This is a genomic window from Oleomonas cavernae (assembly GCF_003590945.1).
GTDB lineage: Bacteria > Pseudomonadota > Alphaproteobacteria > Zavarziniales > Zavarziniaceae > Zavarzinia > Zavarzinia cavernae.
On the sequence record NZ_QYUK01000011.1, the window covers coordinates 641,760 to 665,746 of the forward strand.

Consider the following 23,987-nt stretch of genomic DNA (forward strand, 5'->3'; position numbering starts at 1 on the left):
AAAGTGTTTTGGACGTGATTCACTGTTGTCGGCGGCAGGTCGGATGGCAAGCGATGGGTCACATAGAGGGGTCGAGCCGGGATCAGCGTGAACTTGTGGCGGCGAGCCTGGACGAGCGTCTTGACGAGGCGCACGTGGTTCGGGTGATCGATGCCTTTGTCGAGACGCTGGATTTGCAGGCGCTGGGCTTTTCCCGGGTGGCGGCGGGCACGCTGGGGCGGCCGGCGTTTCATCCGGGTGATCTCTTGAAGCTCTATGTCTACGGCTATTCCAACCAGATGCGCTCCAGCCGCCGGCTGGAGCGCGAGGCGGTGCGCAATCTCGAGGTGCAGTGGCTGATCAACCGGCTGATGCCCTCGTTCAAGACGATCGCCGACTTTCGCAAGGATCACGCCCAGGCCATCGTCGCGGTGACGCGGTCGTTCGTGGGGTTCTGCCGGGGCCATTCGCTCTTGGGCGGCGCGTTGGTGGCGATCGACGGCAGCAAGATCGAGGCGGTGGCGAGCCGCAAGAAGGTGCTCACGCCCAAGGCGCTGGCCAAGCAGGCGGCGGCGCTCGACGCGAAGATCGCCGGCTATCTCGCGGCCATGGACGCGGCGGATCGCGACGATGCCGCCGCCGAGCCGGCCGGCTCGGCCCCGGCGGTGGCGGCGGCGCTGGCGGCGCTGCGGCAGCGGCGGGAAGATATCCAGGCGCAGACCAAGGCGCTGGCGGACCAGGGGCTGAGCCAACTGGTGATCGGCGAAGCCGAGGCGCGGCTGATGAAGACCGCGCACCATGGCCATCAGGTCGCCTACAATGCGCAGACCGCCGTGGACGGCCGGCACGGGCTGATCGCCGCCTTCGAACTCACCAGCGACGGCAACGACCTTGGCCAACTCCTGCCCATGGCCGAGCAGGCCAAGGCCGTGCTGGAGGTCGAGGCGCTCACCGTCGTCGCCGATACCGGCTACTCCAACGGCGAGCAGGGCAAGGCCTGCGCGGCGGCGGGCATCACCGCGGCGGTGCCGCGCCCCGAGACGGTCCAGACCAGGGATACGACGCTCTTCAGCCGCGACGCCTTCCGCTACGATGCCGCCGGCGACCGCTGGACCTGCCCGGCGGGTGCCACCCTGACTCTGTTCAAGACCTCGCAGACGGAGAAGGTCCGCCACTACAGGACCGAGGCCTGCGCCGGCTGCGCGCTCAAGCCGCAATGCACCAAGGCGGCGAGGCGAACGATCGCCCGGCACTTCTACGAAGACGACAGGCAGGCCATGCACCGGCACGCCAGCGACGACCCGGGCTTGATGAAACGCCGCCGCGAACTGGCCGAACACCCCTTCGGCCACATGAAGTGGCTGCTCGGCTATCCCCGCTTCCTGGTCCGGGGCCTCGAGAAAGCCCGATCCGAACTCGCCCTCGCCGTCCTGGGCTTCAACCTCAAGCGGGCCATCACCATCCTCGGCGTCCCGGCCATCCTCGACGCCCTCCGCGTCGAGCCCGCTTGACCGGCTTTGCTCTCCGCCAAGCGGCGAGCCGACCGGAACATCCAGACCCACCCGGCGACCAAGGCGACTTTCCACACAGCCTGGAAGGCCGGGATCCATTGCGACATCGCGCGCTGCCCCAGAATGGATCCCGGCCTGCGCCGGGATGACGATGAGGAGGTCAGTCCTGGTGCGCGTCGAAGAAGGCGAGCGTCCGTTCCAGTGCCAGCTTGCTGGCGGCGGCGTCGAAATTGGCCCGGCGCAGACTGAAGCCGTGGTCAGCGTCAAGTTGACGCGCGATCCTGGTTGCGACAATGCCCGCCGTTGCAAGGGCGGGCGGATCGGCCTGTACTCGTCCACAGGGCCAAGCGCGCGACCCATGTATCAGCGTCAGTCCATTCCAGATATTCGGCCAAGACCGGCGCTGGCGCGACCTGAAAGGACCGTGTGGATGCTCGCCCAGATCCTAGTAGCCGTCAGTGCTGGCATTCTCCTGGCGCTCGGCATTGGTCACCTGTTTCTGACCTTTGTCGGCCCGAAGCTGATGCCACGGGATCGGTCGCTTCGTGCGGCCATGACCGGCGTGCCGCTGGTGATCTCGCGGCAGACCGACATGTGGCGGGCCTGGATCGGCTTCAATGCCACCCACAGTATTGCGCTGATCCTGTTCGGCCTCGTCTACGGCCACCTGGCCATCACGCGCGCCGGCCTGCTCTTCGATGACCCCGTGCTGCTGGTCGTCGGCTTTGCTACCCTGGCCGGGCTGCTGGTGCTTGCGCGGCTCTATTTTTTCGCCGGCCCGGTGCTCGGCGTCTCAATCGCGCTGGGCTGCTACCTGGCCGGCATCGCCGTCAACTGGTCGTAGCCGGGCCTGAACCCCGGTCAGTCCAGGTGCGCGTCGAAGAAGGCGAGCGTCCGTTCCAGCGCCAGCTTGCTGGCGGCGGCGTCGAAATTGGCCCGGCGGTCGGAACTGAAGCCGTGGTCGGCGTCGTAGAGATGGATCGCGACTTCCGGGTGCTTCTCGGCCAGAAACTCGATCCTGTCTTCGGGCGTGGAAGCGTCCTTCGAGCCGAAGTGCAGCATGGTGGGGCATTTCGGCGCCAGTTCGACGAAGTTCAGGATCGCCGTGCCGTAGTAGCCCACGGCGCAATCGAGCCGCGGCACCTTGGCCGCCGCCAGCCAGGCGATGGCGCCGCCAAAGCAGTAGCCGACGATGCCCACCGGCTCCTGGCCGGTGCCGCGCCGCAGATGGCCCGCGCAGGCGGTGACATCCAGCATCGGTGCCTCCCAGCCGATCTCCTCGCGCAGGGCGCGGCCCTTGGCGACGCCGTCGGCATCATAGGGCAGGTCGGCCTGCGGCAGGGCGCGGTCGTAGAGCTGGGGGGCCACGACCTCATAGCCTTGCGCGGCATAGCGCTGGCACAGGTCGCGGATGTGGGCGTTGACCCCGAAAATCTCCATGGCGACGATGATGCCGCCGCGCGGGGTGCCGCCGGGCATGATGTGCCAGGCCTGGAACTTGTGGCCGTCGGCGGCCTCGAGCGTGATCCATTCGCCGCTCATTGCTGCCCCCGCTTGCCGATGAATGCCTTGCCCAGGACGCTGCAAACCACCTCGCCCGTGGCATTCGCGGCGGAAAAGCGCTGTTTGATCAGGCCCCGGTCGGGCCGGGTTTCCGACGCCGTCGCGCTGATGACCTCGATCGTTACCGTCAGCACGTCGCCCGGGCGCACGGGCTTGATCCAGCGCAGATCCTCGAACCCCGGCGAAACGATGAAGCCGGGGCAGCCGTCATGGCCCAGGGTGTAATCGGTGATGGTGCGGATGATCTTGGAGAAGGTGTGCCAGCCCGACGCGATGATGCCGCCATAGAACGAGCCGGCCGCCGCGACCGGGTCGATATGGAACGGCTGGGGGTCGTAACGCCTGGCGAAGGCGATGATTTCCGCCTCGTCGAAGCTGATGGTGCCGGCCGTCACCGTGGTGCCGGGCACGAAATCCTCGAACCAGTGAAGGCGCCGGTCGCTCATGCTGCCTCGCCCGCGCTGCGGCAGCGGAACATGACGCTGGCGCGCATCTCCAGGACGATCTCGCCGTTCTGGTTGACCAGTTCCTGCCGCGAGGTGACCACCCCGGTGGTCGGCCGCGACCGCGAGCGGCGCGCCTCCACCACCTCCATGCGCAGGCGCAGCCGGTCGCCCGGGCGGACGGGCAGCAGGTAGCGGACCTCGTCGACCCCGGGCGAGCCCAGGGAGGTCGCGCGCAGCATGTAGCCGTCGCACATCAGCCGCATCATGATCGAACAGCTATGCGCGCCCGAGGCGATCAGGCCGCCGAAGGGCGAGTTCGCCGCAGCCTCGGCGTCGACATGAATCGGCAGCGGATCGAATTCGCGGGCGAATTCCAGGATGTCGGCCTCGGTGATTTGCGTATCGCCGTAGGTTTCGACCTTGCCGACCTCGAAATCCTCGAAATGGAGCAGGTCGGCCGCTGGTGCCCCTGTTTCCGCCATTGCTGCCGCCTCGTCTGTCCTAGCCGGGACGGAATCTAGACGCTGGCCGCGCCCGGCGCAATCGCACCGGGCCGGGCAGGGGATATTAGGCGTTGAAGCGGAAATGCAGGATGTCGCCGTCGGCGACGACATATTCCTTGCCTTCCAGGCGCAGGCGGCCGGCATCGCGCGCCGCCGCTTCGCCCTTGTATTTCACATAGTCGTCATAGGCCATGGTCTCGGCCCGGATGAAGCCGCGCTCGAAATCGGAATGGATCACGCCGGCGGCGCCGGGGCCCTTGGTGCCCTTGACGATGGTCCAGGCCCGCGCTTCCTTAGGCCCGACGGTGAAATAGGTGATCAGGCCCAGCAGGCCGTAGCCGGCGCGGATCATCCGGGCGAGGCCGGTTTCCTCCAGCCCCAGGTCGGCGAGGAACGCCTGGCGTTCTTCCGCGTCGAGTTGGGCGACTTCCGCCTCGATCGCGGCCGAGATGACGACGAAGGCGGCCCCTTCGGCCTTGGCCATCTGGGCGACCTTGGCCGAGTGGACGTTGCCGGTGGCGGCCGAGGCCTCCTCGACATTGCAGACATAGAGCACGGGCTTGGAGGTGATCAGGTCCAGGGTCGGCCAGATCGCCCGCTCGTCGGCGGCGATCTCGACCACGCGGGCGGGCTTGCCCTCGCGCAGCACGGTCAAGGCGCGTTCCATCAGCGACAGGCGGATCTTGGTCTCTTCGTCCGTGGCGCCCTTGCTCTTCTTCTGCAGGGCGGGGAAGCGCTTTTCCAGGCTGTCGAGGTCGGCCAGCATCAGCTCGGTCTCGATGATCTCGGCATCGGCCAGCGGATCGACCCGGCCTTCGACATGGGTGATGTCGCCGTCCTCGAAGCAGCGCAGGACGTGGCAGACGGCGTCGACCTCGCGGATGTGGGACAGGAACTGGTTGCCCAGGCCTTCGCCCTGCGAGGCGCCGCGCACCAGGCCGGCGATGTCGACGAAGGTGATCTGGGTCGGGATGATCTGGGCCGAGCCGCCGATCTTGGCGATGGTCTCGAGGCGCGGATCAGGCACCGGCACCTGGCCGACATTGGGCTCGATGGTGCAGAAGGGATAGTTCGCCGCCGCCGCCGCTGCCGTCTGGGTCAGGGCGTTGAACAGGGTCGACTTGCCGACATTGGGCAGCCCGACGATGCCGCACTTGAAACCCATGCTTACTCTCCTGAAGGTTCTGCCGGCGCCGCCTTGGGCGGTTTGGCCGGCTTGGGCGGCGCGGTCAGCAGCGCCACCTTTGATTGGAAGGCGGCATCCTCGCCGCGCGCGAGCAGCGGTGCCTCTTGCGCCACCGCGTCGAGCAGGGGATGCAGCCAGGTATTGTCGCTCTTGCCGAAGTCGCCCAGGACATAGCGCAGCACCGCCGCCTTGTCGCCGGGATGGCTGATCCCTAGGCGCACGCGGCGATAGGTCGGGCCGATGTGGGCGTCGAGCGAGCGCAGGCCGTTGTGCCCGGCATGGCCGCCGCCGGTCTTCATCTTCAGGCGGCCGGCGGCAAGGTCGAGCTCGTCGTGGAAGACCACGATATGGGCGAGGTCGAGCTTGTAGAACCGCGCGGCCTCGCCCACGGCCCGGCCGCTCTCGTTCATGTAGGTCAGGGGCTTCAGCAGCAGCACCTTGTCGCCGGCGGGGGCCAGCTTGCCTTCGGCGATCTCGCCCTGGAAGGCGCGCTTCCATGGCCCGAAATCGTGCCGGTGGTGAATGGCGTCGATCGCCATGAAGCCGATATTGTGCCGGTTGCCGGCATACTGGCCGCCGGGATTGCCCAGGCCGACGAGGAGGATCATCGAACTTCCCCTCGAAGGGGTGGACACCCGGCCGGTTCAGGCCGGGTGTCCATGTCAGAACATTACTTCTTGGCCGGGGCCTTCTTTTCCGGCGCCTTGGCGGCACCGGCCGGGGCCTTCGCAGCACCGGCGGGCGCCTTGGCGGCGGCGGCGGGAGCAGCGGCGGCGGCCGGGGCAGCCTCGGCCGCGACGGTCGGCGGCGCGATCGTGGCAACGGTGAAGTTGCGGTCGGCCACGGTCAGCTTGGCGCCAGCCGGCAGGGCGACGTCGTTGATGTGCACCGAGTCGTTGATGTCGAGGCCGGCCAGGCTGATGGTGATCTGCTCGGGCACGTCATCGGCCGGGCACTTCAGCTCGATCTCGTGGCGAACGATGTTCAGCACGCCGCCACGCTTCAGGCCGGGGCTTTCGAGCTGGTTGGTGAAGGCGACGGGCACCTGCACCAAGATCAGGCCGTCCTTGGCGATGCGCAGGAAATCCACGTGCAGCGCCTTGTCGCTGACGGGATGGAACTGCACGTCGCGGGGCAGCACGCGCTCGACCCGGTCGCCGATCTGCAGGTCGTAAACGGTCGACAGGAACTTGCCCTTCGACAGTTCGCGGGCCAGCATCTTGTCTTCGACGGTGATGACTTCGGCGGCTTCCTTGTTGCCGTAGATCACGGCGGGAACTCGACCGTCACGACGCGCAGCCCGGGCGGACCCCTTACCAGCCCGGTCGCGTGCCTCGACGGCGAGCGTAGAAATCTTGCTCATTTCAATCTCCAATGAAAACGCCCGCCTCCAGGGGTGCGGGCGCCGGTGAACGCGGGTGTTTAGCGCAATTGGGGGGGAAGGGCAAGCCTTGCCCGCCGTGCAAAGCTCGGTTGCCCAGCTTGCCCTGGCGCCGGCCGTGGCGATATGGGATTGCCATGCCCCCGCGCCACGTCAGGATCCCAACCATGAGTGAAGCCTTGCCGAGCCCCCAGGCCGGCCGATTGACCCGCCGCGATGCTCGCACCTTGACCCTGGCGGCCCTGGGCGGGGCGCTCGAATTCTACGACTTCATCATCTTCGTCTTCTTCACGGTGGTTATCGGCCACCTGTTCTTCCCGCCCGACATGCCCGAATGGCTGCAGGTGGTGCAGACCTACGGCATCTTCGCCGCCGGCTATCTGGCGCGGCCGCTGGGCGGCATCGTCATGGCGCATTTCGGCGACCTGGTGGGCCGCAAGCGCATGTTCACCTTCAGCGTCTTCCTGATGGCCGTGCCCACGCTGCTGATCGGCCTGATGCCGACCTACGAGAGCATCGGCTATGCCGCGCCGATCCTGCTCCTGGTGATGCGCATGGCGCAGGGGGCCGCGATCGGGGGCGAGGCGCCCGGCGCCTGGGTCTTCGTGGCCGAGCATGTGCCGGCCAACCGGGTGGGCATCGCCTGTGGCATGCTCACCGGCGGGCTGACCGCCGGCATCCTGCTGGGCTCGCTGATGGCAACCGCCATCAATGTCATCTACCTGCCGGAACAGGTCGCCGCCTTTGCCTGGCGAATTCCCTTCCTGGTCGGCGGGGTATTCGGCCTGATCGCCATGTACCTGCGGCGCTGGTTGGACGAGACGCCGGTGTTCGAGGCCATGCGCAGCCAGGCCCGGATTGCCAGCGTCCTGCCGCTGAAGCAGGTGCTGCGCGGCCATGGCCGCGCGGTCGTGATGTCGATGATGGCGACCTGGATGCTGACCGCGGCCATCGTCGTGGTCATCCTGATGACGCCCACCTTGATGCAGAAGCTGCACCAGATCGCCGCGGCCGATACGCTGATCGCCAATGTCGCGGCGACCGTCACGCTGACGATCTCGGCCGTCGTGACCGGCGCGGCGCTCGATCGTTTCGGCCCGGTGCGCGTGACCCTGGTCGGGGGCCTTGCCCTGATCGCCGGCGTCTATGCCCTGTACCTGGGCACCGCGGCCGATCCGTCCAGGTTGCTGCCGCTCTATGCGGTGGTCGGTTTTTGCGTCGGCGTGGTCAGCATCGTGCCCTACCTGATGGTTCATGCCTTTCCGGCCGCCGTGCGCTTCACCGGGCTGTCATTCTCCTACAATGTCGCCTACGCGGTGTTCGGCGGCCTGACGCCGCTCGCGGTCTCGATGATGACCGCGGTCAACCCGCTGGCCCCGGCCCACTATGTCGCCGCGATCGTCGTCATCGGCATTGCCACCGTGCTGGTCAATGCCCTTGCCGTCCCCCGCCTGGCGATCGCCGAGGTTGCGGCAGGCCAGCCGGCCCGTTGAGGGCCGGCTGCGGCCGCCCGCCGCCAATTCTTGACGATTGACCTAAAGTGGGGCTTTTGACGATTGACCTAACTTGCCCGCTGAACCGAACCTTGCTGTGCGGCCGCTGGCCGCGGGACGATGCCGGGTGTGGCGATCGTGGTCGGCACGGGGGACATCTTGGCCTATGCTTCGCTGCTCGAGCGCCCCGGCAGCCCGACCGTCCTCATCATCGACGCCGACGCGGAACGCCGGAGGTTCCTGCAGGGCCTCCTGCTGTCGTGGCAGTATCAGGTGATCACGGCCTATGACGGCTATTCCGGCCTGCGCCGCATCATGAACGACCGCCCGGAAATTCTGGTCGTGGACGCGGACCTGCAAGGCTGGTCACCGTCGACCGTCATCGACGGGGCGCTTCGCCTGGGCTCCCGCGCCATGGTCGTCACGCTCGGCAAGAAGACGCTCAGCAAGGCGTCACGGGTTTCGCGGCACCGTCTCGTCGGCCGCGAGGTGCTCGACCATCTGCGCTTGGTCATCACCGGTGCCCTGGAGGAGATGGGCCACCGCTGAGACAGCGAACAGGCTTGGCTGCCCGGCGGGCTCGCTCAGTCGAACAGGCTGGAGACCGAGGTCTCGTCGTTGATGCGGCGCATCGCTTCGGCGATCAGGGGGGCGATCGTCAGGCGGCGGATGTTGCGGCTCAGGCGCACCGCCTCGGTCGCCTGGATGGAGTCCGAAATCACCAGCGATTCAAGCACCGAGGCCGAGACGCGGGCGACCGCCCCGCCCGACAGCACGCCGTGGCTGACATAGGCGGAAACGCTCTTGGCGCCGTGTTCCATCAAGGCCGCGCCGGCATTGCACAGGGTGCCGGCGGAATCGACGATATCGTCGACCAGGATGCAGCGGCGGCCGGTCACCTCGCCGATGATGTTCATGACTTCCGATTCGCCGGCCCGCTCGCGCCGCTTGTCGACGATCGCCAGATCGGCATCGATGCGCTTGGCGATCGCCCGGGCGCGCACCACGCCGCCGACGTCGGGCGAGACGATCATCAGCCGTTCCTTGGTGCCGTAGGTCTCCTTGATGTCGTTGACCATCACGGGGGCGGCGAACAGGTTGTCGGTCGGGATGTCGAAGAAGCCCTGGATCTGCCCGGCATGGAGATCGAGGGTGAGGACGCGGTTGGCACCGGCGGTGGTGATCAGGTTGGCCACCAGCTTGGCCGAGATCGGCGTGCGGGGCCCGGGCTTGCGGTCCTGGCGGGCATAGCCGAAGTAGGGGATCACCGCCGTGATGCGCTTGGCCGACGCGCGCCGCAGGGCGTCGATGCAGACCAGCAGTTCCATCAGGTTGTCGTTGGCCGGATAGGAGGTCGACTGGATGACGAACACGTCCTGGCCGCGCACGTTCTCCTGGATCTCGACGAAGACCTCCTGGTCGGAGAAGCGCCGGACGCTCGCCTTGGTCAGGGGAAGGTTGAGATAGGCGGCGACTGCTTCCGCCAGCGGTCGGTTGCTATTCCCGGCCAGCACCTTCATGCGCGCACCCGCTCGAATCGTAGGAGATCAGTTATTGCTGCGCTCGCGGCCCTGCGAAACGCGCGGCCTTATTATCAAGCCGTCACGATGCTGTAAACGAGCCAGGGCCGATTTTGCCGATCTTCCGCGCAGATGTGGGTTACCGCCGTTGCAGCGCGGCAACCAATTGCAGGATGCCGTCGGCCCCGCCCTGAGCCGCGGCGCCGGCGATCGGCCCCCAGCTATTGTTCAGGCTGCCCGCCGGCACGTCGTTTTCCTGGGTGATGGTGGCGATCAGTCCCCGGCCGGGGAACGGACCTCCCAGGCCAGGGTGACATGGTCGACCTGCGGGGTCAGCGGCTTGATGGTGACCTTGCCGTGAACCGTCAGCGAATTGGCCAGCGGCTTGCCCAGCACGGCCAGGCCGCCCACCGCCAGGGCCCGGCCCAGGGCCGAGCGCAGCGCACTGTTGCCGTCGCCGGGCGCGCCCTTGACCTCGGCCACCACCACGCTGGGGGCCGGCGGGGCCGCCGCCACGGCGGCCGCGGCGGGGGCCGGCGCCGGGCCGGCAGTCTCGGCCTCGGCCCGGCCCAGCACCGCGGCGGCGACCCTTGAGGCCAGGGCTTCGATGCCGGCGCTGTCGAGATTGGCGGCCGGGCCGCCCAGCGGAACCCGCCAGGTGCCGACGGTAAGCCCGTCGGGCCGGGACAGCAGGACGGCCAAGGCATCGCCGTCGATCCGGCTGCCCAGGACATAGCTTTGCGAAGCGGCGTTGCGGGTGGTGGCCAGGATATCGGCCGTCACCAGGCGGGCGGCGATGGCATTGCTGAGCTGGCTCGCCCGACCGTCCGCCTGGGCGGACAGGCCGGCGGCGGGCGTGACCAGGACGGGCACCCCGCTCTGGATCTTGCCGGCATCGGGGCTGCCCGGCGGCGGCAGGATCGATTGGGCCGGCTTGTAGCGGCCGATCAGCCGGTTGAAGCGATTCTTGCCGGCGGTCGAACAGCCGCTGGCCACCGCGCCGACCAGCACCAGGCAGAGGATGAGGGCGAGCGACCTAAAGGACGCAGCTCGCCAGTAGCCCCAAAAGGAGGAAGGCGAGGAAGATGAGCATGTGCGGCATGGCCGGCTGGGCTCCCGGGGGTGCACGGCGTCAATCGAGGGCGATTGCCGCGACTTCGCGGCCATAGTCCTGGGCACCGGCCAGGGTCGTGCGCCGGTAGGAGAAGAATTGGTCCTCATCGGCGGCGGTGTCGAGGTGCAGATTCTCGACCCGGCCGATGCCGGCCCGTTCGAGCCGGGCGGCGACATAGCCGGCAAGGTCGAAATGGGGGCGGGCGCCGGGGCTGGGCCGGCGGAAGAAGAGGGCGGCCTGCGGGCCGTCCTCGGCCAGGAAGCGCGCCTCGAACTCCGGCCCGACCTGGTAGGAAGCCTGGCCGATGCACGGGCCGATCGCCGCCGCGATGCCGGCGCGCGTGGCGCCCAGGGCGATCATGGCCGCGATCGTCGCCTCGGCCACGCCGCCCAGGGCGCCCTTCCAGCCGGCATGGGCGGCGCCGATGACGCCGGCCCCGGCGTCGGCAAACAGGATCGGGGCGCAATCGGCGGTCAGGATGCCCAGCGCCAGGCCGCGCCTGTTGGTCACCATGGCGTCGGCCTGCGGCCCCTGGCCGGGGGCCAGGGCGCCTCGACCGTCACCGCCGTGCTGCTGTGGACCTGGTAGAGCGAGAGCAGGGGGCGGGCGCCGCCATCGATCCCGGCCGCCACCCGGGCGCGGTTTTCCAGCACCGCGTCGCGCGCGTCGTTCGAGCCCAGGCCGCAGTTGAGCGACGAATACAGGCCCGACGAGACCCCGCCCTGGCGGCCGAAGAAGCCGTGCGGCAGGCTGTCGAGCGCGCGAGCGCGATGGTGCGGCGGCGGAGTCATCTCAAGGGATCCCGAAAACAGGCGGCACCGGCACGGCCGGACCGGTCAGCGCCAAAACCTTGAACAGGCTGCCCATCTCCGCGGGGTGGGTCAACCGCCGCCGCGCGGCCGCGATCGCCTCGGCCTGGTCCGGCCGGGCGGCTGCCAGGCGGCCGGCCCGGGCTTCCAGCCCCAGGGCCTCCAGGAAGCCCCCCTGGGCAACCGGACCATAGGCGCGGGCCCCTTCCGCCGCCTGGGCCAGGTGGCCGAAGTTCACATGGGCGGTCAGGTCGGCCTCGCCCAAGGTGGCCAGGACATCGGCGAAGCGATGCCGCGACACCGCCTGCAGCGTGTCGGCGAAACCGCGATGGGCGGTGCCATAGTCGATGATCAGTGCGGCACCGGACTGGCTGGCCAGCCGTTGCCCGAGCTGGCCGGCGATGGCGACGCCGGCGGGCGAATATTCCAGCACGTCGCCGGTCTTGGGCCCATCATGCGGGGGCAGGCCGTCACGCGCCGGCACCGGCGCCAGGCCAAAGCCCAGCGCGCCGCCGGCGGCCTCCAGCCCCACCACCCGCTCGTGCCAGGCCCGCCCGTTCCAGACGAACTGGCGGATCGGCAGGGCATCGAAGAATTCATTGGCGACCAGCAGCAGCGGCCCGTTGGCGGGCAGGCCGGCAATATCGTCGTGATGGATGACCGGGGCCGCGATGGCCGCGGCCTGGATCTCGCGCAGCCGCCGGCTGGTCTCGACCAGGTGGACGGGGTTTTCCAAGGGAAATCCCGGCACCTTGGCCAGGGCGCGGCGGGCGTCCGCCATCAAGGTGCCGCGCCCCGGGCCCAGTTCGGCCAGGACCACGCGCGCCGGCGCGCCCAGGCTCAGCCACACCACGCCCAGCCACAGCCCGATCAATTCGCCGAACATCTGGCTGATCTCGGGCGCGGTGACGAAGTCGCCGGCCGGCCCGAAGGGTTCGCGCGTCTTGTAATAGCCGTGCCGCGGGTGGCCCAGGGCCTCGGCCATCACGGTGGCGACGGACAGCGGCCCGTCGTGGGTGATGCGTTGCGCCAGCGCCAGGGCGAGCGGCGTCATGCCGCCTTGGTGTCGGCGGCGGCCGGCCGGTCCAGGGCGCTGCGGTCGGGCGGGGCACCGCGCCGGCCGGCTGTCGCCACCATCCAGATCCCGACCAGGGCCATGGGGACCGACAGGATCTGGCCCATGGTGGTGTCGATGCCGGGGATCAGGAAGCCGAGCTGTTCGTCGGGCTCGCGGAAGAACTCGCAGGTGATGCGCGCCACGGCATAGCCGATCAGGAACCAGCCGGTCAGCGCCCCCATGGCCCGCCTGCGTACCCCCAGGCGTTCCAGCACCATCAGGAAGATGAACAGGACGATGCCCTCCAAGAAAGCTTCATAAAGCTGGCTCGGGTGACGGGGAAAACTGTCGGCGGGACACTTCCCGTTATAGGCCGAGAGGATGCGTTCGTTGCAGAAGACCATGCCCCAGGTCCCGTCGGTCTTTCGGCCCCAAAGCTCGCCGTTCGCGAAATTCGCCACCCGCCCGAAGAACAGGCCGACGGGCACCACGATGGCGACAATATCGCCCAGGGCGAACAGCGGAATGTTGCGGTTGCGGGCGAACAGATAGACGGCGAGGATCACACCCAGCATGCCGCCGTGGAAGGACATGCCACCCTTCCAAATCTCCAGTGCCTGCAAAGGGTTATCGAGATAGACCGGGAAATTGTAAAAGAGGATATAGCCCAACCGGCCGCCCAGGATGATGCCTATGGTGATCCAGACGATCAGGTCGTCGATCTCGAGCGCGGTGACGGCCGATCCCGCCTTGCGGGTCAGCCGCACGGCAAGGCGCCAGCCCAGGACAATTCCGGCGACATAGGCCAGGGCATACCAGCGAATGGCGAGCGGCCCGATACCAAAGATCGGCCCAATCTCGAAGATCGCCGGGTCGATCGCGGGAAAATCGACAAGGGGCAGTGTGAACATGAAATCGCTCTCCGCTTGAACCGCGAGGCTGCTTGTCAGCCGGCCACCGCGCCTTGTCAAGCCGGGCCCTGGACGAATTGGCGCAGTTGCACCTGCGAAGAGGCCGAGGCACAGTGACGATCATGCAAACAGAAAATCGCCTCCTCGACGATCTCGCCCGGCTCGCCACCGGGGCCATGGGCGCGCTCCAAGGGGTGCGCCAGGAAGCGGACGGCGTCGTCCGCCAACTGGTCGAGCGTTTCGTCGCCGACATGCAGCTTGTCCCGCGCGAGGAATTCGAGGCGGTGAAGGCCATGGCCGCCAAGGCCCGGGCCGAGAACGAGGCCCTGGCCGAGCGTCTGGCGTCCCTCGAAGCCAAGCTGGCGGCCGCCAGCGGCGACAGCTAAGGCCCGCCGCCGCCGATGGGCCTGTGCCGCGAAGATCTCGTCGCCGGCCATTTCGCGGAGCTTGTCCGCCAACTCACCCCCAGCGGCACGCTGACCTTCCTGAGCGAGGAGGAGCGTGAAGCCTCGCTGCAGACGACGCTGGCGGCGGCACCCCCGGGTGATGTCTGGCTGTTTGGCTATGGCTCGCTGATGTGGAGCCCGGCCTTCCTCTACGAAGACGCGCTGCCCGCCCTGCTGCGCGCCTGGCACCGCCGCTTCTGCCTGTGGACGCCGCTGGGTCGCGGCACCCCGGAGTGTCCGGGCCTGGTCCTGGGGCTGGAGCGGGGCGGCGCCTGCCGCGGCGTCGTCTTCCGCATCGCCCGCGACCGGGCGGAGGAGGAACTCCGCCTGGTGTGGCGCCGCGAGATGCTGTCGGGCGCCTATGTCCCGCGCTGGGTGACGCTCGATTCACCGCAAGGGCCCCTGCGCGCCATCACCTTCACCATCAACCGCACGCATGCCCGCTATGCAGGCCGCCTGGACGAGACCGAGGTGGCGCGCCACGTCGCCGTCGCCGAGGGGCACCTGGGTACCTGCCGCGAATATCTGCATGAATCGGTAAACGCGCTGGAAGCCTTGGGAATCAGCGATTCATCGATGGCGCGGCTGGTGACGCTGGTCGCCCAGATCATCCATACCTAGGCTTTCCGCGGGTATTATGGTAAACGGGTGAGGGCGGAATTGGTGCCGAAATCATGGGCAATCGCCCCATTTCGGCGCAACCCTGCTTGCGCAATTCCGGCGATGGGGCCTAGGCTCAAATCGTAGGCCGGTCACCCATAAGCGCTATCCGATGGTCCGGTGACGCGCCCCCGACCTACCGTTTCGACTAGGACATCATCCACTCAAGCAACTAGGCCCGCCGAGCCGGCAATCTCGGCGGGCCTTTTTTGTGGCTGCCTGTGTCGGTATGCACGGCGATTTGTCGTACATTGCGAGGCCGTGGAGGCCCGTGATGGCAACATCGACCCCTATTTTCTCCCGATGTGTTCGAGTTATTCCTGACAACGGGAATCTATCGCAACTATACCGGTCGCTTCCTGTCGGCCAGCCAGATCGACGAAGTTGACATCAACTCCTATCTGCGGACACGCCTTTCGGCGTGAGCGGTGAGTAAATCATGGCGTCCCTCCTTTTTTACGGGTCCTTGCTGGCCTCGATGGCGCTTGCCGGTTGCGCGACGCGCGGCGGCATAACGGACACGGTGCCCGAGGAAAGGATGTCGGGCGTGGGAGACCGGAAGGTAGTGGCCAAATGCGTCTTCAATCATCTGGTCGTGCAGACTTGTGACTATGAGGTAACGCTGCTGTTGCTGGACGACCCCGCCGCGGAAACGAGCGTCGTCATGTGTGATATGCGACGCTCCAGCGCGGTCGGTTCCGGCATGGCGGTCGGCAGCGCCGCCGGACCTGGCGGGTTCGGGATGGGCATGGCACTGGGCGGCATAATCGATGCCGTCAGCGCCGGTCGGACCGATCATCGGCCGATCTTCATGATGAGCATCCGGCAGACCGGCAGCACCGCCCTGGAGGCGACCAATTGGGTTCTGTGGCAGGCGTGGGTGGTCGAGGAGCGGCAGAAGCTGTTGCGCGACGCTTTCGCGGTCTGCGCCAGTGGTCAGCCGGTGCCGCCGCTGGAGGGGTATTCGGTGATCGGCAAGCAGCCCGACCAACCCGCCGTGCCGTCCGGCGCCCCCGATCCGGCGACCAAGTCCGCACCCTAGGTGTGGCAGCTCAGCTTCGGCTTTCTGCGGTTGGGTTGGCTGGGGCGGGAGGATTCGAACCTCCGAATGGCGGTACCAAAAACCGCTGCCTTACCACTTGGCGACGCCCCAGCAGGACCCCACATGAAGCCTGTCCGATCGTGATCGGGCGGCGCGGGGTCGCGGCGTGCGGCGGAACATAGGTATTCGCGGGCCGGCGCGCAAGCGCTCCAAGCACCCCTGTCACAGTTTCCGGCAGTGCACAGCGACAAGCGCTTGATACGAATCGAAGGCCCTGCCACCGTTCTTTACATGGTGGATGCGACGTCCCTTGCCTACAACATGTGCCAAAAGTTTGGCACCTGTGGGCTATTTTCCGGTGATGGCCGCAGCCACGCACTCCCCCCATCTGGCGCAACAAGCCGCTCGACGGCCCAGCTCGAGGAGTACTGTCATGGGTATGCTGTTCGTTGAACGCGAAAACCCCGCCGGGGATCCGATCGATTTGATCGAACAGATCGTCGCCGCCAATGACTGGCCCTTCGATCGTGCCGGCGACGGCGAGCTGTCGGTCGCGGTGAACGGCAGCTGGTGCGACTACCATTTCGGCTTTTCCTGGCGCGAGCCCGAGCGTGCGCTGCAGCTCACCTGCGCCTTCGACATGCGGGTGCCGCCCGCGCGCCGGCAGGAGATCTATCACCTGCTGGGCCTGGTCAACGAGCAACTGTGGCTGGGCCATTTCGACCTGTGGTCGGAAGACGGCGTCATCCTGTTCCGCCACGCCAGCCTGATGGGCACCAGCACCTCGGTCACGGTGTGCGAGGAATTGATCGATATCGCCATTTCCACCTGCGAGCGTTTCTACCCGGCCTTCCAATTCGTCCTGTGGGGCGGTAAGAGCGCGCAGGAAGCCCTGGCCGCGTCGCTCATCGAGACCGTCGGCGAGGCCTGACGGATCTTTTCCGGCACCGGCACCCTTGGGGTGCCGGTCGCCCTGGGGAGCTGGGTGATGACTGCTGATCATGCGACCACCGGCGGCAGCCTGGCGCTGGAGCGCCCGTTGCTGCTGATCGGTTGCGGCAAGATGGGCGGCGCCATGCTCGAAGGCTGGCTGGCCCGCGGCCTGGCCGCGTCGCTCGCCGTGGTGGTCGAGCCCTATGCCTCGCCGCTGACCGACGGCTTCAAAACTCGCGGCGTCACCGTGGTCGACACGCTCGATGCACTGCCCGCCGGGCTCGATCCCGCCGCCGTCGTCCTGGCGGTCAAGCCGCAGAAGATGGAGGAGGTGCTGGCCGCCGCCCCACGCCTGGTCGGCCCGCGCTGCCTGGTGCTGTCGATCGCGGCGGGCAAGCGGATCGGCCTGTTCGAAGCGGCTTTTGGCGCCGGCGTGCCGGTGATCCGGGCCATGCCCAACACCCCGGCCGCGGTCGGCCGCGGCATGACCGTGCTGGTCGCCGGCCGCCATGCCGGGGCGGCCGAGCGCGACCTTGCCACCCACCTGTGCGCTGCGGTGGGCGCCGTCGGCTGGGTCGAGGACGAGGGCCTGATCGACGTGGTCACCGCCCTGTCGGGCGGCGGGCCGGCCTATGTCTTCCTGCTGATCGAGGTGCTGGCCAAGGCGGGCATTGCCCAGGGCCTGGCGCCGGATCTCGCCATGCGCCTGGCGCGCGAAACCGTCAGCGGCTCGGGCGAGCTGGCGCGCCTGTCGGACGAGCCGGCGGACCAGTTGCGCCGCAATGTGACCAGCCCGGCCGGCACCACCGAACGGGCCCTGGCCGTGCTGATGGCCGACGACGGCCTGCAGCCCCTGTTCGACCGGGCCATCGCCGCGGCCACGGCACGCTCGCGCGAACTGGCCGGCTGACAGCGCTGGCATCGGCGGCGGTTGCGCGCCATCTTCTATTCAAACCGCGTCATCCCGGCCCCGAGCCGGGATCTTGTGGGGGTCAGGCACCGAGAGCACTGGTCCTGAGATCCCGGCTCGAGGCCGGGATGACGAATGGAGTGGGATGACGGGATGGCGGCGCGGGCAAAAGACAAGAACGAGGCCGGCGAGGTCGAGGCCAAGGTGATCGCCGCGGCCCTGGCCCTGGCCGCCGAAGGGCCGTGGGGGCGGGTCACCCTGGCAACGATCGCGGCGCGCGCCGGCGTGGCCCTGGCCGATCTCTATCCCCGCCTGGCGTCGAAGGGCGCAATTCTCGACCGCTTCGCCCGCGGCATCGACCGTGCGGTGCTGGCCGGCGACGACCCCAGCCTGGCGGCCGAGCCGGCGCGCGACCGCCTGTTCGATGTCCTGATGCGCCGTTTCGAGGCGCTGGCGCCTCATCGCGCCGCCCTGCGCTCGATCGCCGCGGCCGAGCGCCGCGATCCCTTAGGGTTGATCACCCGCATCCCGGGGTTCCTCGAATCCATGCGCTGGATGGTCGAGGCGGCAGGGCTGGACGGCACCGGCTGGCGCGGGCTGCTGCGTCAGCGCGGGGCGGCGGCGGTGTTCCTGGCGGTGGTGCCGACGTTTCTGGAAGACGACAGCGAGGACCTGGCGCGCACCATGGCCGCCCTCGACAAGCAGATCGCGCGGGGTGATCGGTTGATGCGCCGCTTGGCGCGGGCGGGTTGATGCGCCGCCTGGCGCGGGCCTCGTGAACAGCACGTCGACGTGCAATCAGGCTTGGCTATAGTGTTCGCGTGGCTTTCAGAATCAAGCAATACGGCCCGAGGAGAGGCATCGATGAGCGACGAAAAATCCAGCACCACCCTGCTCGGACTCGATCTTGGCAAGCTGCTGGGCAGCTTCAGGCTACCGACCGTCGACGTCGGCCAGTTGATCGAGACCAATCGCAAGAACATGGACGCCCTGGTCGCCGCCCAGCGCTCGGTGACCGACGGCTATACCTCGCTGGCCAGGCGCCAGGTCGAGATCTTCCAGAACACCATGGAAATGGCGCAGGGGGTGATCAAGGCCAAGCGCGAAGCCAAGAAGAGCGGCGAGGCCAGCAGCGGCGGCGGCGATGGCCCCTCCAGCACGGAGATGGCCAAGATGGCCTTCAACATGGCGATCCAGAACATGAAGGATCTGGCCGAAGCCGCCTCCAAGGCCAACGGCGAGGCGCTGGCGCTGATCAACGAGCGCATGAAAGCGACCTTGACCGAACTCAAGGCAATGCGTGGCACCAAGGAGTAGGTGTATTATGGTGCGGTGCGGCAGATCCTGCTGCACCGCGGGTATCGTCTCGTCTCCTGCCTCCATGGATAAGGACTTCCCTCATGGCCTCCGACAAGCCTGAATTTCCGTTCTTCAATTTCGACGCCAAGAAGTTCGTCGGCGACCTGAAGATGCCCAGCGTCGATCTCGACTCCGTCGTCTCGTCGTCGCGCAAGAACATCGAAGCCCTGACCCAGGCCAACCGGGTCGCCTTCGAAGGCTTCCAGGCCGTGGCCAAGCGTCAGGTCGAGATCATGCGCGAGACCATGACCGAGGCGGCCAGCGTGCTGCGCGGCGTCATGTCCGGCAATGTGGGCGATGCCAAGGTAGCGCCCGAGGTGTTGAAGAAGGCGTTCGAGGGCGCGCTCGCCAACATGCGCGAACTGGCCGAGATGACCTCCAAGGCCAACTCCGAGGCCTTCGACCTGATCCAGAAGCGGGTCGCCGAGTCGATCGAGGAAATCAAGTCGCTGAAGCCCGGCAAGAAGGGCGAATAGTAAGCGAAGGCCCCTCCACCTCCTCACCCAACCCTCTCCTCCTGAGGAGGAGAGGGCTTCGATTCTCCCTCTCCTCTCGAGAGGAGAGGGCTGGGGTGAGGAGGGGAGCGCCGAACCGTCCCATGTCTGATCCCGTCGCCCCCCAGATCACGTTCGACGATTTCCTGAAGGTCGATGTCCGCGTCGGCACCATCGTCGCGGTCGAGCCGTTTCCCGAGGCGCGCAAGCCCGCCTACAAGCTGACCGTGGATTTCGGGCCCGAGCTTGGCCTGCGCCGCTCGTCGGCCCAGATCACCGTGCACTATACGCCCGATACCCTGATCGGCCGCCAGGTCGCCGCGGTGTTGAACTTCCCCACGCGCCAGATCGGCAAGTTCATGTCGCAGGTGCTGGTGCTGGGCTTCCCCGACGCCGACGGCGCCGTCGTGCTGATCTCGCCGAGCGTGCCGGTGCCCAACGGCGGGCGGCTGTTCTGACATCGTGAGAAGCGCTGGGGATGGTGGGCGCGACAGGGATTGAACCTGTGACCCCCGCCGTGTGAAGGCGATGCTCTCCCGCTGAGCTACGCGCCCATCCCCGGTCGAGGGGCGCATGTTTAGGCGCGGGCGCGATGCCTGTCAAGCACTCGGGTCAGGGTGGCGGGCAGCTCGTTGAAATGGTCGATGACGGCCTCGGGATCCAGCTCGCGGGCGGGAATCGGGGTATAGCCGAAACTGACCAGAATCACCGGAATCCCGGCATCCCGGCCGGCATTGCTGTCGGCCGCGCTGTCGCCGACCATCACCGTGCGGTCGAGATCGCCGCCCAGCGCCTCGACCGTGGCGATGATGTGCCGGCCGTCGGGCTTCTTCACGGTCAGGGAGTCGCCCCCCAGAATCGCGAGCGGCGGAATGAACTGCCCAAGATCCAGGGCGGCAATCAGTTGCCTGGCCAGGGCCTCCGGCTTGTTGGTGCAGACCCCCAGCTTCACGCCCCGGGCGCTGAGCCAGCGCAGGGTGGCGACCACGCCCGGAAAGGGGCGGGAATGGTCGGCCACATGGGCGGCATAATAGTCGACGAAGACCGCGCTCAGGGCGTCGAGGCCGGCGCTGTTCATCGGCCGGGCGTGTGCCTCCAGGCCGCGCTCCAGCAGCTTGCGCACGCCCTGGCCCACCATGTGGCGCACCTCGTCCTCGGGGATCGGGGCGAGGCTGAGGGTGGCCAGGGTGGCATTCAGCGCGCCGGTCAGGTCCGGGGCACTGTCGACCAGGGTGCCGTCCAGGTCGAAAATGACCGTGTCGGGCAGGGTCGCCGAGAAGGGGAGAATTTCGCAAGATGACATGACGGCGAAGTTTGCCCCGCCGCCGCAAGACTTTGCAATAAAAGGTGACTGTGAGGACGGCCCGGGCCTGTGGCACCTTGTCGCCCGTGATTCCCGTCGACTGTCGAGTGTCCGATGTCTGATGCCGCCCCGCTGCCCACCGCTGCCGTCATTCTTGCCGCCGGCAAGGGTACGCGGATGAAATCGGACCTGCCTAAGGTGCTTCACCCGGTGGCGGGCCGGCCGATGATCCTGCACGTGGTCGAGGCTGCCCGGGCCCTGGGCGCGGCGCGGATGGTGGCGGTGCTCTCGCCGGGCCTGGCCGGCGTGGCCGAGGCGGTGAAGCCGGCCGCGATCGCGGTCCAGGACCCGCCGCTGGGCACCGGCCATGCCGTGTCCTGCGCGCTCGAGGCCCTGGGCGATTTCGAGGGCGGGGTGCTGGTCCTGTTCGGCGATACGCCGCTGATCCGGACCCGGACCCTGGTCGCCCTGCGCGCAGCCCTGGCGCCCGGCGTGGCGGTGGCCGTGCTGGGCTTCCGGCCGCCCGAGCCGGGCGCCTATGGCCGGCTGGTGCTGGGCGCCGACGGCAGTCTCGAGCGGATCGTCGAGGCCAAGGAGGCAGGCCCGGCCGAACTGGCGATCGGCCTGTGCAATGCCGGGGTCATGGCGATCGACGGCCGCCACCTGAAGAGCCTGGTTGGCGCCATCGCCAACACCAATGCCAAGGGCGAATATTACCTGACCGACGTGGTGGCCATCGCCAGGGCGCGGGGCCTGGGCACCGTCGTCGTCGAGGGCGACGCCGACGAGGTGCTGGGCGTCAACAGCCGGGTCGAACTGGCCCAGGCCGAGGCGATCCTGCAGGCGCGCCTGAAGCAGGCTCACATGGAGGCGGGCGTGACCTTCGAGGATCCCGCCTCGGTGCGCCTGTCGATCGATACCCAACTGGGCCGCGACGTGACCATCGGGCCGCAGGTGGTGTTCGGGCCGAAGGTGAAGATTGCCGACGGCGTGCGCATCAACGCCTTCTGCCACCTGGAAGGGGCGAGCGTGGAGACCGGCGCCATCATCGGCCCCTTCGCCCGGCTGCGTCCCGGCACCGTGATCGCGCGCGATGCCCATGTCGGCAATTTCGTCGAGTTGAAGAATGCCGTGCTGGGCGAAGGCGCCAAGGCCAACCACCTGAGTTACATCGGCGATGCCGACGTAGGCGCGAAGGCCAATATCGGTGCCGGCACCATCACCTGCAATTACGACGGCTTCGACAAGCACCGTACACAGATCGGTGCCGGGGCCTTCATCGGCTCGAACACCGCCCTGGTGGCGCCGGTCAGCGTCGGCGCCGGGGCCATCACCGGCGCCGGCTCGGTGGTGGTGGAAGCGGTCGAGGCCGATGCCCTTTATGTCGAGCGGGCGCCGCCGGTGCAAAAGCCCGGCTGGGCCGCCCGCTTCCGCGCCAAGAAGCTGGCCGCGCGCCAGCCCAAATCCTGAAGGCAAGATCATGTGTGGCATCGTCGGTATCGTCGGCACTTCGCAAGTGGCTTCCCGCCTGGTGGACGGCCTGCGCCGGCTGGAATACCGGGGCTATGACTCGGCGGGCATCGCTGCCCTGGTCGATGGCGGCATCGACCGCCGCCGGGCCGAGGGCAAGCTGTTCCATCTGTCGGACCTGCTGGCGACCGAGCCGTTGCCAGGCATCACCGGCATCGGCCACACCCGCTGGGCCACCCACGGCGCGCCCAACACCACCAATGCCCATCCCCATGCCACGGCCCATGTCGCGGTGGTGCACAACGGCATCATCGAGAATTTCCGCGAACTGAAGGACGAATTGGCGGCCAAGGGCCGGTATTTCGAGAGCGAGACGGATTCGGAAGTCGTCGCCCACCTGATTTCGGACGGCATCGAATCCGGCCTCAGCCCGCAACTGGCCGTCGCCGGCGTGCTCAAGCGCCTGCGCGGCGCCTTTGCCCTGGCCATGCTGTTCGCCGGCCATGACGGCCTGCTGATCGGGGCGCGCCGCGGCAGCCCGCTGGCGGTCGGCTTCGGCGAGGGCGAGATGTATCTGGGCTCGGACGCCATGGCCCTGTCGACCTGGACGCACCGGGTGCTCTATCTCGAGGAGGGCGACTGGGTCGTCCTCGACACCAATGGCGCCACCGTGTTCGACGCCGAGGATCGCCTGGTCGACCGGGCCATCCGGGCCGTCGCCCTGTCGCCGGCGATGATCGAGAAGGGCAATTACCGCCACTACATGCTCAAGGAAATCTTCGAGCAGCCCCAGGTGATCGGCGATGCGCTGGCGACCTATCTTCACCCCGCCACGCGCCTGCCCATCCTGCCGGAAGGCGGGCCGGACTGGACCAAGGTCGGCCGCCTGACCATCGTCGCCTGCGGCACCTCCTATTATGCCGCGCTGACCGCCAAATACTGGTTCGAGCAAGTGGCACGGTTGGCCGTGGAGGTCGACATCGCCTCGGAATTCCGCTACCGCGAGGCGCCGATGGAAAAGGGGGGGCCGCCCTGTTCATCAGCCAGTCGGGCGAGACGGCCGACACCCTGGCTGCCCTGCGCTACGCCAAGTCACAGGGCCAGTCGATCGTCGCCCTGGTCAACGTCCCTGAATCCTCGATCGCGCGCGAGGCGGACCTGGTGCTGCCGATCCTGGCCGGCCCTGAGATCGGCGTAGCCTCGACCAAGGCCTTCACCTGCCAGTTGACCGTGCTGATGTGCCTGGTCCTGGCCGTGGCGCGGGCCCGCGGCGCGATCGACGCGGTCGAGGAGGCGCGCCTGTGCGCGGCCCTGTCGGAAGTGCCGGCGCGGGCGCTGGAAGTGCTCAACCACGACGACAAGATCCGCGAGATCGCCCTGTGGCTGTCGACCGCCCGCGACGTGCTTTATCTGGGCCGTGGCGCCATCTATCCGCTGGCCCTGGAAGGCGCCCTGAAGCTCAAGGAGATTTCCTATATCCACGCCGAAGGCTACGCCGCCGGCGAGCTCAAGCACGGCCCCATCGCCCTGATCGACGACCAGGTCCCCGTGATCGTCATCGCCCCTCACGGCCCCCTGTTCGAGAAGACCGTCTCGAACATGCAGGAGGTACTCGCGCGCGGCGGCCGCGTGGTCCTGCTGTCCGACACCAAGGGCCTGGCGACCGAGGGCAAGAATGCCGCCGAGATCATCGAAATGCCGGTGGTCGATTCCTTCGTCGCCCCGGTGCTCTATGCGATACCGGTGCAGTTGCTGGCCTATCACACCGCCGTGGCCAAGGGTACGGATGTGGATCAGCCACGCAACCTGGCCAAGTCGGTAACAGTGGAGTAGGGGATAAATCTCCTCTCCGCCGCTTGCGGGGGAGAGGAAGGGGCCCGTCGCGTCAGCGACGGGA

The 23,987-nt window shown here is 67.9% G+C and carries 25 protein-coding genes, 2 tRNA genes and 2 pseudogenes; 15 read left to right on the top strand and 14 right to left on the bottom strand.

Annotated features, from left to right (window positions below; all coding sequences use genetic code 11):
* The first annotated feature begins 53 nt into the window (after positions 1-53).
* Positions 54-1,490 (top strand): IS1182 family transposase, encoded by a 1,437-nt coding sequence (locus tag D3874_RS06555; RefSeq protein ID WP_119777369.1) that lies wholly within the window; start codon positions 54-56, stop codon positions 1,488-1,490.
* Positions 1,491-1,659: 169 nt separating this feature from the next.
* Positions 1,660-2,334: an LIC_13387 family protein gene (locus D3874_RS29155; RefSeq protein WP_199698968.1), complete on the top strand. Its 675-nt coding sequence runs from the start codon at positions 1,660-1,662 to the stop codon at positions 2,332-2,334.
* Positions 2,335-2,351: 17 nt separating this feature from the next.
* Here D3874_RS29155 and D3874_RS06570 read toward each other — a convergent pair whose 3' ends face one another.
* From D3874_RS06570 to D3874_RS06595, 6 genes are all read right to left on the bottom strand, one after another.
* Positions 2,352-3,032, bottom strand: coding sequence for a dienelactone hydrolase family protein (locus D3874_RS06570; RefSeq protein WP_119777371.1), 681 nt, complete (start codon positions 3,030-3,032; stop codon positions 2,352-2,354).
* Entirely contained in the window at positions 3,029-3,499 is a 471-nt protein-coding gene (locus D3874_RS06575; protein ID WP_119777372.1) for a MaoC family dehydratase, read from the bottom strand. Before D3874_RS06575 ends, D3874_RS06570 begins: the two co-directional genes overlap by 4 nt.
* Positions 3,496-3,981, bottom strand: a complete 486-nt coding sequence (locus tag D3874_RS06580; protein WP_119777373.1) for a MaoC family dehydratase — start codon at positions 3,979-3,981, stop codon at positions 3,496-3,498. The genes D3874_RS06575 and D3874_RS06580 overlap by 4 nt, the downstream gene beginning before the upstream one ends.
* 85 nt (positions 3,982-4,066) lie before the next feature.
* A complete protein-coding gene (gene ychF, locus D3874_RS06585; protein ID WP_119777374.1) occupies positions 4,067-5,167 on the bottom strand; it encodes a redox-regulated ATPase YchF in 1,101 nt (366 codons plus the stop codon).
* A 2-nt stretch (positions 5,168-5,169) separates the two neighbouring features.
* Positions 5,170-5,796, bottom strand: coding sequence for an aminoacyl-tRNA hydrolase (gene pth, locus D3874_RS06590; protein ID WP_119777375.1), 627 nt, complete (start codon positions 5,794-5,796; stop codon positions 5,170-5,172).
* Between the two features lie 62 nt (positions 5,797-5,858).
* Positions 5,859-6,551 carry a 50S ribosomal protein L25/general stress protein Ctc gene (locus tag D3874_RS06595; protein WP_119777376.1) on the bottom strand — a complete coding sequence of 231 codons (693 nt, stop codon included), beginning with the start codon at positions 6,549-6,551 and terminating at the stop codon, positions 5,859-5,861.
* 185 nt (positions 6,552-6,736) lie between these two features.
* Between D3874_RS06595 and D3874_RS06600 the strand changes: the two genes are divergently transcribed.
* On the top strand, positions 6,737-8,062 hold the full coding sequence (locus D3874_RS06600) for an MFS transporter (protein ID WP_119777377.1): 1,326 nt from the start codon (positions 6,737-6,739) through the stop codon (positions 8,060-8,062).
* 129 nt (positions 8,063-8,191) lie between these two features.
* Positions 8,192-8,611, top strand: coding sequence for a PleD family two-component system response regulator (locus D3874_RS06605; RefSeq protein WP_147385550.1), 420 nt, complete (start codon positions 8,192-8,194; stop codon positions 8,609-8,611).
* Between the two features lie 35 nt (positions 8,612-8,646).
* Here the strand turns inward: D3874_RS06605 and D3874_RS06610 are convergent, their stop codons facing one another.
* The 5 genes and pseudogenes from D3874_RS06610 to lgt form a co-directional block, all read right to left on the bottom strand.
* Entirely contained in the window at positions 8,647-9,582 is a 936-nt protein-coding gene (locus D3874_RS06610) for a ribose-phosphate pyrophosphokinase (protein WP_119777379.1), read from the bottom strand.
* Between the two features lie 273 nt (positions 9,583-9,855).
* Positions 9,856-10,593, bottom strand: a complete 738-nt coding sequence (locus D3874_RS06615; protein ID WP_119777380.1) for a hypothetical protein — start codon at positions 10,591-10,593, stop codon at positions 9,856-9,858.
* 121 nt (positions 10,594-10,714) lie between these two features.
* Positions 10,715-11,487: pseudogene (pgeF, locus tag D3874_RS32385) on the bottom strand (peptidoglycan editing factor PgeF).
* A gap of 1 nt (position 11,488) precedes the next feature.
* Complete coding sequence (locus D3874_RS06625; protein ID WP_119777381.1) at positions 11,489-12,559, bottom strand: class I SAM-dependent methyltransferase; 1,071 nt, start codon at positions 12,557-12,559, stop codon at positions 11,489-11,491.
* Complete coding sequence (lgt, locus tag D3874_RS06630; protein ID WP_119777382.1) at positions 12,556-13,473, bottom strand: prolipoprotein diacylglyceryl transferase; 918 nt, start codon at positions 13,471-13,473, stop codon at positions 12,556-12,558. The genes D3874_RS06625 and lgt overlap by 4 nt, the downstream gene beginning before the upstream one ends.
* A 122-nt stretch (positions 13,474-13,595) precedes the next feature.
* Between lgt and D3874_RS06635 the strand changes: the two genes are divergently transcribed.
* From D3874_RS06635 to D3874_RS06645, 3 genes are all read left to right on the top strand, one after another.
* Complete coding sequence (locus tag D3874_RS06635; RefSeq protein ID WP_119782182.1) at positions 13,596-13,859, top strand: accessory factor UbiK family protein; 264 nt, start codon at positions 13,596-13,598, stop codon at positions 13,857-13,859.
* A 15-nt stretch (positions 13,860-13,874) separates the two neighbouring features.
* Positions 13,875-14,540 carry a gamma-glutamylcyclotransferase gene (locus tag D3874_RS06640; protein WP_119777383.1) on the top strand — a complete coding sequence of 222 codons (666 nt, stop codon included), beginning with the start codon at positions 13,875-13,877 and terminating at the stop codon, positions 14,538-14,540.
* Positions 14,541-15,018: 478 nt separating this feature from the next.
* Positions 15,019-15,621: a hypothetical protein gene (locus D3874_RS06645; protein ID WP_119777384.1), complete on the top strand. Its 603-nt coding sequence runs from the start codon at positions 15,019-15,021 to the stop codon at positions 15,619-15,621.
* Between the two features lie 36 nt (positions 15,622-15,657).
* Here the strand turns inward: D3874_RS06645 and D3874_RS06650 are convergent.
* A tRNA-Gln gene (locus D3874_RS06650) sits at positions 15,658-15,732 on the bottom strand.
* Between the two features lie 322 nt (positions 15,733-16,054).
* Between D3874_RS06650 and D3874_RS06655 the strand changes: the two genes are divergently transcribed.
* The 6 genes from D3874_RS06655 to D3874_RS06680 all read left to right on the top strand — a co-directional run bounded on the left by D3874_RS06655 (position 16,055) and on the right by D3874_RS06680 (position 19,775).
* Positions 16,055-16,552, top strand: a complete 498-nt coding sequence (locus D3874_RS06655) for a type III secretion system chaperone family protein (RefSeq protein WP_119777385.1) — start codon at positions 16,055-16,057, stop codon at positions 16,550-16,552.
* A 57-nt stretch (positions 16,553-16,609) separates the two neighbouring features.
* Positions 16,610-17,464 (top strand): pyrroline-5-carboxylate reductase, encoded by an 855-nt coding sequence (gene proC, locus D3874_RS06660; RefSeq protein WP_119782183.1) that lies wholly within the window; start codon positions 16,610-16,612, stop codon positions 17,462-17,464.
* A gap of 135 nt (positions 17,465-17,599) precedes the next feature.
* Positions 17,600-18,217 carry a TetR family transcriptional regulator gene (locus D3874_RS06665; RefSeq protein WP_119777386.1) on the top strand — a complete coding sequence of 206 codons (618 nt, stop codon included), beginning with the start codon at positions 17,600-17,602 and terminating at the stop codon, positions 18,215-18,217.
* 111 nt (positions 18,218-18,328) lie between these two features.
* The gene (locus D3874_RS06670) at positions 18,329-18,781 is read left to right on the top strand and encodes a phasin family protein (RefSeq protein WP_119777387.1); all 453 of its coding nucleotides are present in this window, start codon (positions 18,329-18,331) and stop codon (positions 18,779-18,781) included.
* 83 nt (positions 18,782-18,864) lie between these two features.
* A complete protein-coding gene (locus tag D3874_RS06675; protein ID WP_119777388.1) occupies positions 18,865-19,299 on the top strand; it encodes a phasin family protein in 435 nt (144 codons plus the stop codon).
* A 122-nt stretch (positions 19,300-19,421) separates the two neighbouring features.
* On the top strand, positions 19,422-19,775 hold the full coding sequence (locus D3874_RS06680) for a tRNA-binding protein (RefSeq protein WP_119777389.1): 354 nt from the start codon (positions 19,422-19,424) through the stop codon (positions 19,773-19,775).
* A gap of 21 nt (positions 19,776-19,796) precedes the next feature.
* On the opposite strand, the gene D3874_RS06685 is transcribed toward D3874_RS06680, so the two are convergent.
* Positions 19,797-19,871, bottom strand: a tRNA-Val gene (locus D3874_RS06685).
* A gap of 23 nt (positions 19,872-19,894) precedes the next feature.
* A complete protein-coding gene (gph, locus tag D3874_RS06690; protein ID WP_119777390.1) occupies positions 19,895-20,620 on the bottom strand; it encodes a phosphoglycolate phosphatase in 726 nt (241 codons plus the stop codon).
* Positions 20,621-20,752: 132 nt separating this feature from the next.
* Here gph and glmU point away from each other — a divergent pair, with 132 nt between their 5' ends.
* Positions 20,753-22,090: a bifunctional UDP-N-acetylglucosamine diphosphorylase/glucosamine-1-phosphate N-acetyltransferase GlmU gene (gene glmU / locus D3874_RS06695; RefSeq protein ID WP_456306441.1), complete on the top strand. Its 1,338-nt coding sequence runs from the start codon at positions 20,753-20,755 to the stop codon at positions 22,088-22,090.
* A 10-nt stretch (positions 22,091-22,100) separates the two neighbouring features.
* Positions 22,101-23,923, top strand: a pseudogene (glmS, locus tag D3874_RS06700) (glutamine--fructose-6-phosphate transaminase (isomerizing)).
* Positions 23,924-23,987 lie beyond the last annotated feature (64 nt).

Coding starts and splice junctions, on each gene's coding strand:
- D3874_RS06555 (WP_119777369.1), top strand. CDS start 54: ATGGGTCACATAGAGGGGTCGAGCCGGGATCAGCGTGAACTTGTGGCG.
- D3874_RS06570 (WP_119777371.1), bottom strand. CDS start 3,032: ATGAGCGGCGAATGGATCACGCTCGAGGCCGCCGACGGCCACAAGTTC.
- D3874_RS06575 (WP_119777372.1), bottom strand. CDS start 3,499: ATGAGCGACCGGCGCCTTCACTGGTTCGAGGATTTCGTGCCCGGCACC.
- D3874_RS06580 (WP_119777373.1), bottom strand. CDS start 3,981: ATGGCGGAAACAGGGGCACCAGCGGCCGACCTGCTCCATTTCGAGGAT.
- ychF (WP_119777374.1), bottom strand. CDS start 5,167: ATGGGTTTCAAGTGCGGCATCGTCGGGCTGCCCAATGTCGGCAAGTCG.
- pth (WP_119777375.1), bottom strand. CDS start 5,796: ATGATCCTCCTCGTCGGCCTGGGCAATCCCGGCGGCCAGTATGCCGGC.
- D3874_RS06595 (WP_119777376.1), bottom strand. CDS start 6,551: ATGAGCAAGATTTCTACGCTCGCCGTCGAGGCACGCGACCGGGCTGGT.
- D3874_RS06600 (WP_119777377.1), top strand. CDS start 6,737: ATGAGTGAAGCCTTGCCGAGCCCCCAGGCCGGCCGATTGACCCGCCGC.
- D3874_RS06610 (WP_119777379.1), bottom strand. CDS start 9,582: ATGAAGGTGCTGGCCGGGAATAGCAACCGACCGCTGGCGGAAGCAGTC.
- D3874_RS06625 (WP_119777381.1), bottom strand. CDS start 12,559: ATGACGCCGCTCGCCCTGGCGCTGGCGCAACGCATCACCCACGACGGG.
- lgt (WP_119777382.1), bottom strand. CDS start 13,473: ATGTTCACACTGCCCCTTGTCGATTTTCCCGCGATCGACCCGGCGATC.
- D3874_RS06635 (WP_119782182.1), top strand. CDS start 13,596: ATGCAAACAGAAAATCGCCTCCTCGACGATCTCGCCCGGCTCGCCACC.
- D3874_RS06640 (WP_119777383.1), top strand. CDS start 13,875: ATGGGCCTGTGCCGCGAAGATCTCGTCGCCGGCCATTTCGCGGAGCTT.
- D3874_RS06645 (WP_119777384.1), top strand. CDS start 15,019: ATGGCGTCCCTCCTTTTTTACGGGTCCTTGCTGGCCTCGATGGCGCTT.
- D3874_RS06655 (WP_119777385.1), top strand. CDS start 16,055: ATGGGTATGCTGTTCGTTGAACGCGAAAACCCCGCCGGGGATCCGATC.
- proC (WP_119782183.1), top strand. CDS start 16,610: ATGACTGCTGATCATGCGACCACCGGCGGCAGCCTGGCGCTGGAGCGC.
- D3874_RS06665 (WP_119777386.1), top strand. CDS start 17,600: ATGGAGTGGGATGACGGGATGGCGGCGCGGGCAAAAGACAAGAACGAG.
- D3874_RS06670 (WP_119777387.1), top strand. CDS start 18,329: ATGAGCGACGAAAAATCCAGCACCACCCTGCTCGGACTCGATCTTGGC.
- D3874_RS06675 (WP_119777388.1), top strand. CDS start 18,865: ATGGCCTCCGACAAGCCTGAATTTCCGTTCTTCAATTTCGACGCCAAG.
- D3874_RS06680 (WP_119777389.1), top strand. CDS start 19,422: ATGTCTGATCCCGTCGCCCCCCAGATCACGTTCGACGATTTCCTGAAG.
- gph (WP_119777390.1), bottom strand. CDS start 20,620: ATGTCATCTTGCGAAATTCTCCCCTTCTCGGCGACCCTGCCCGACACG.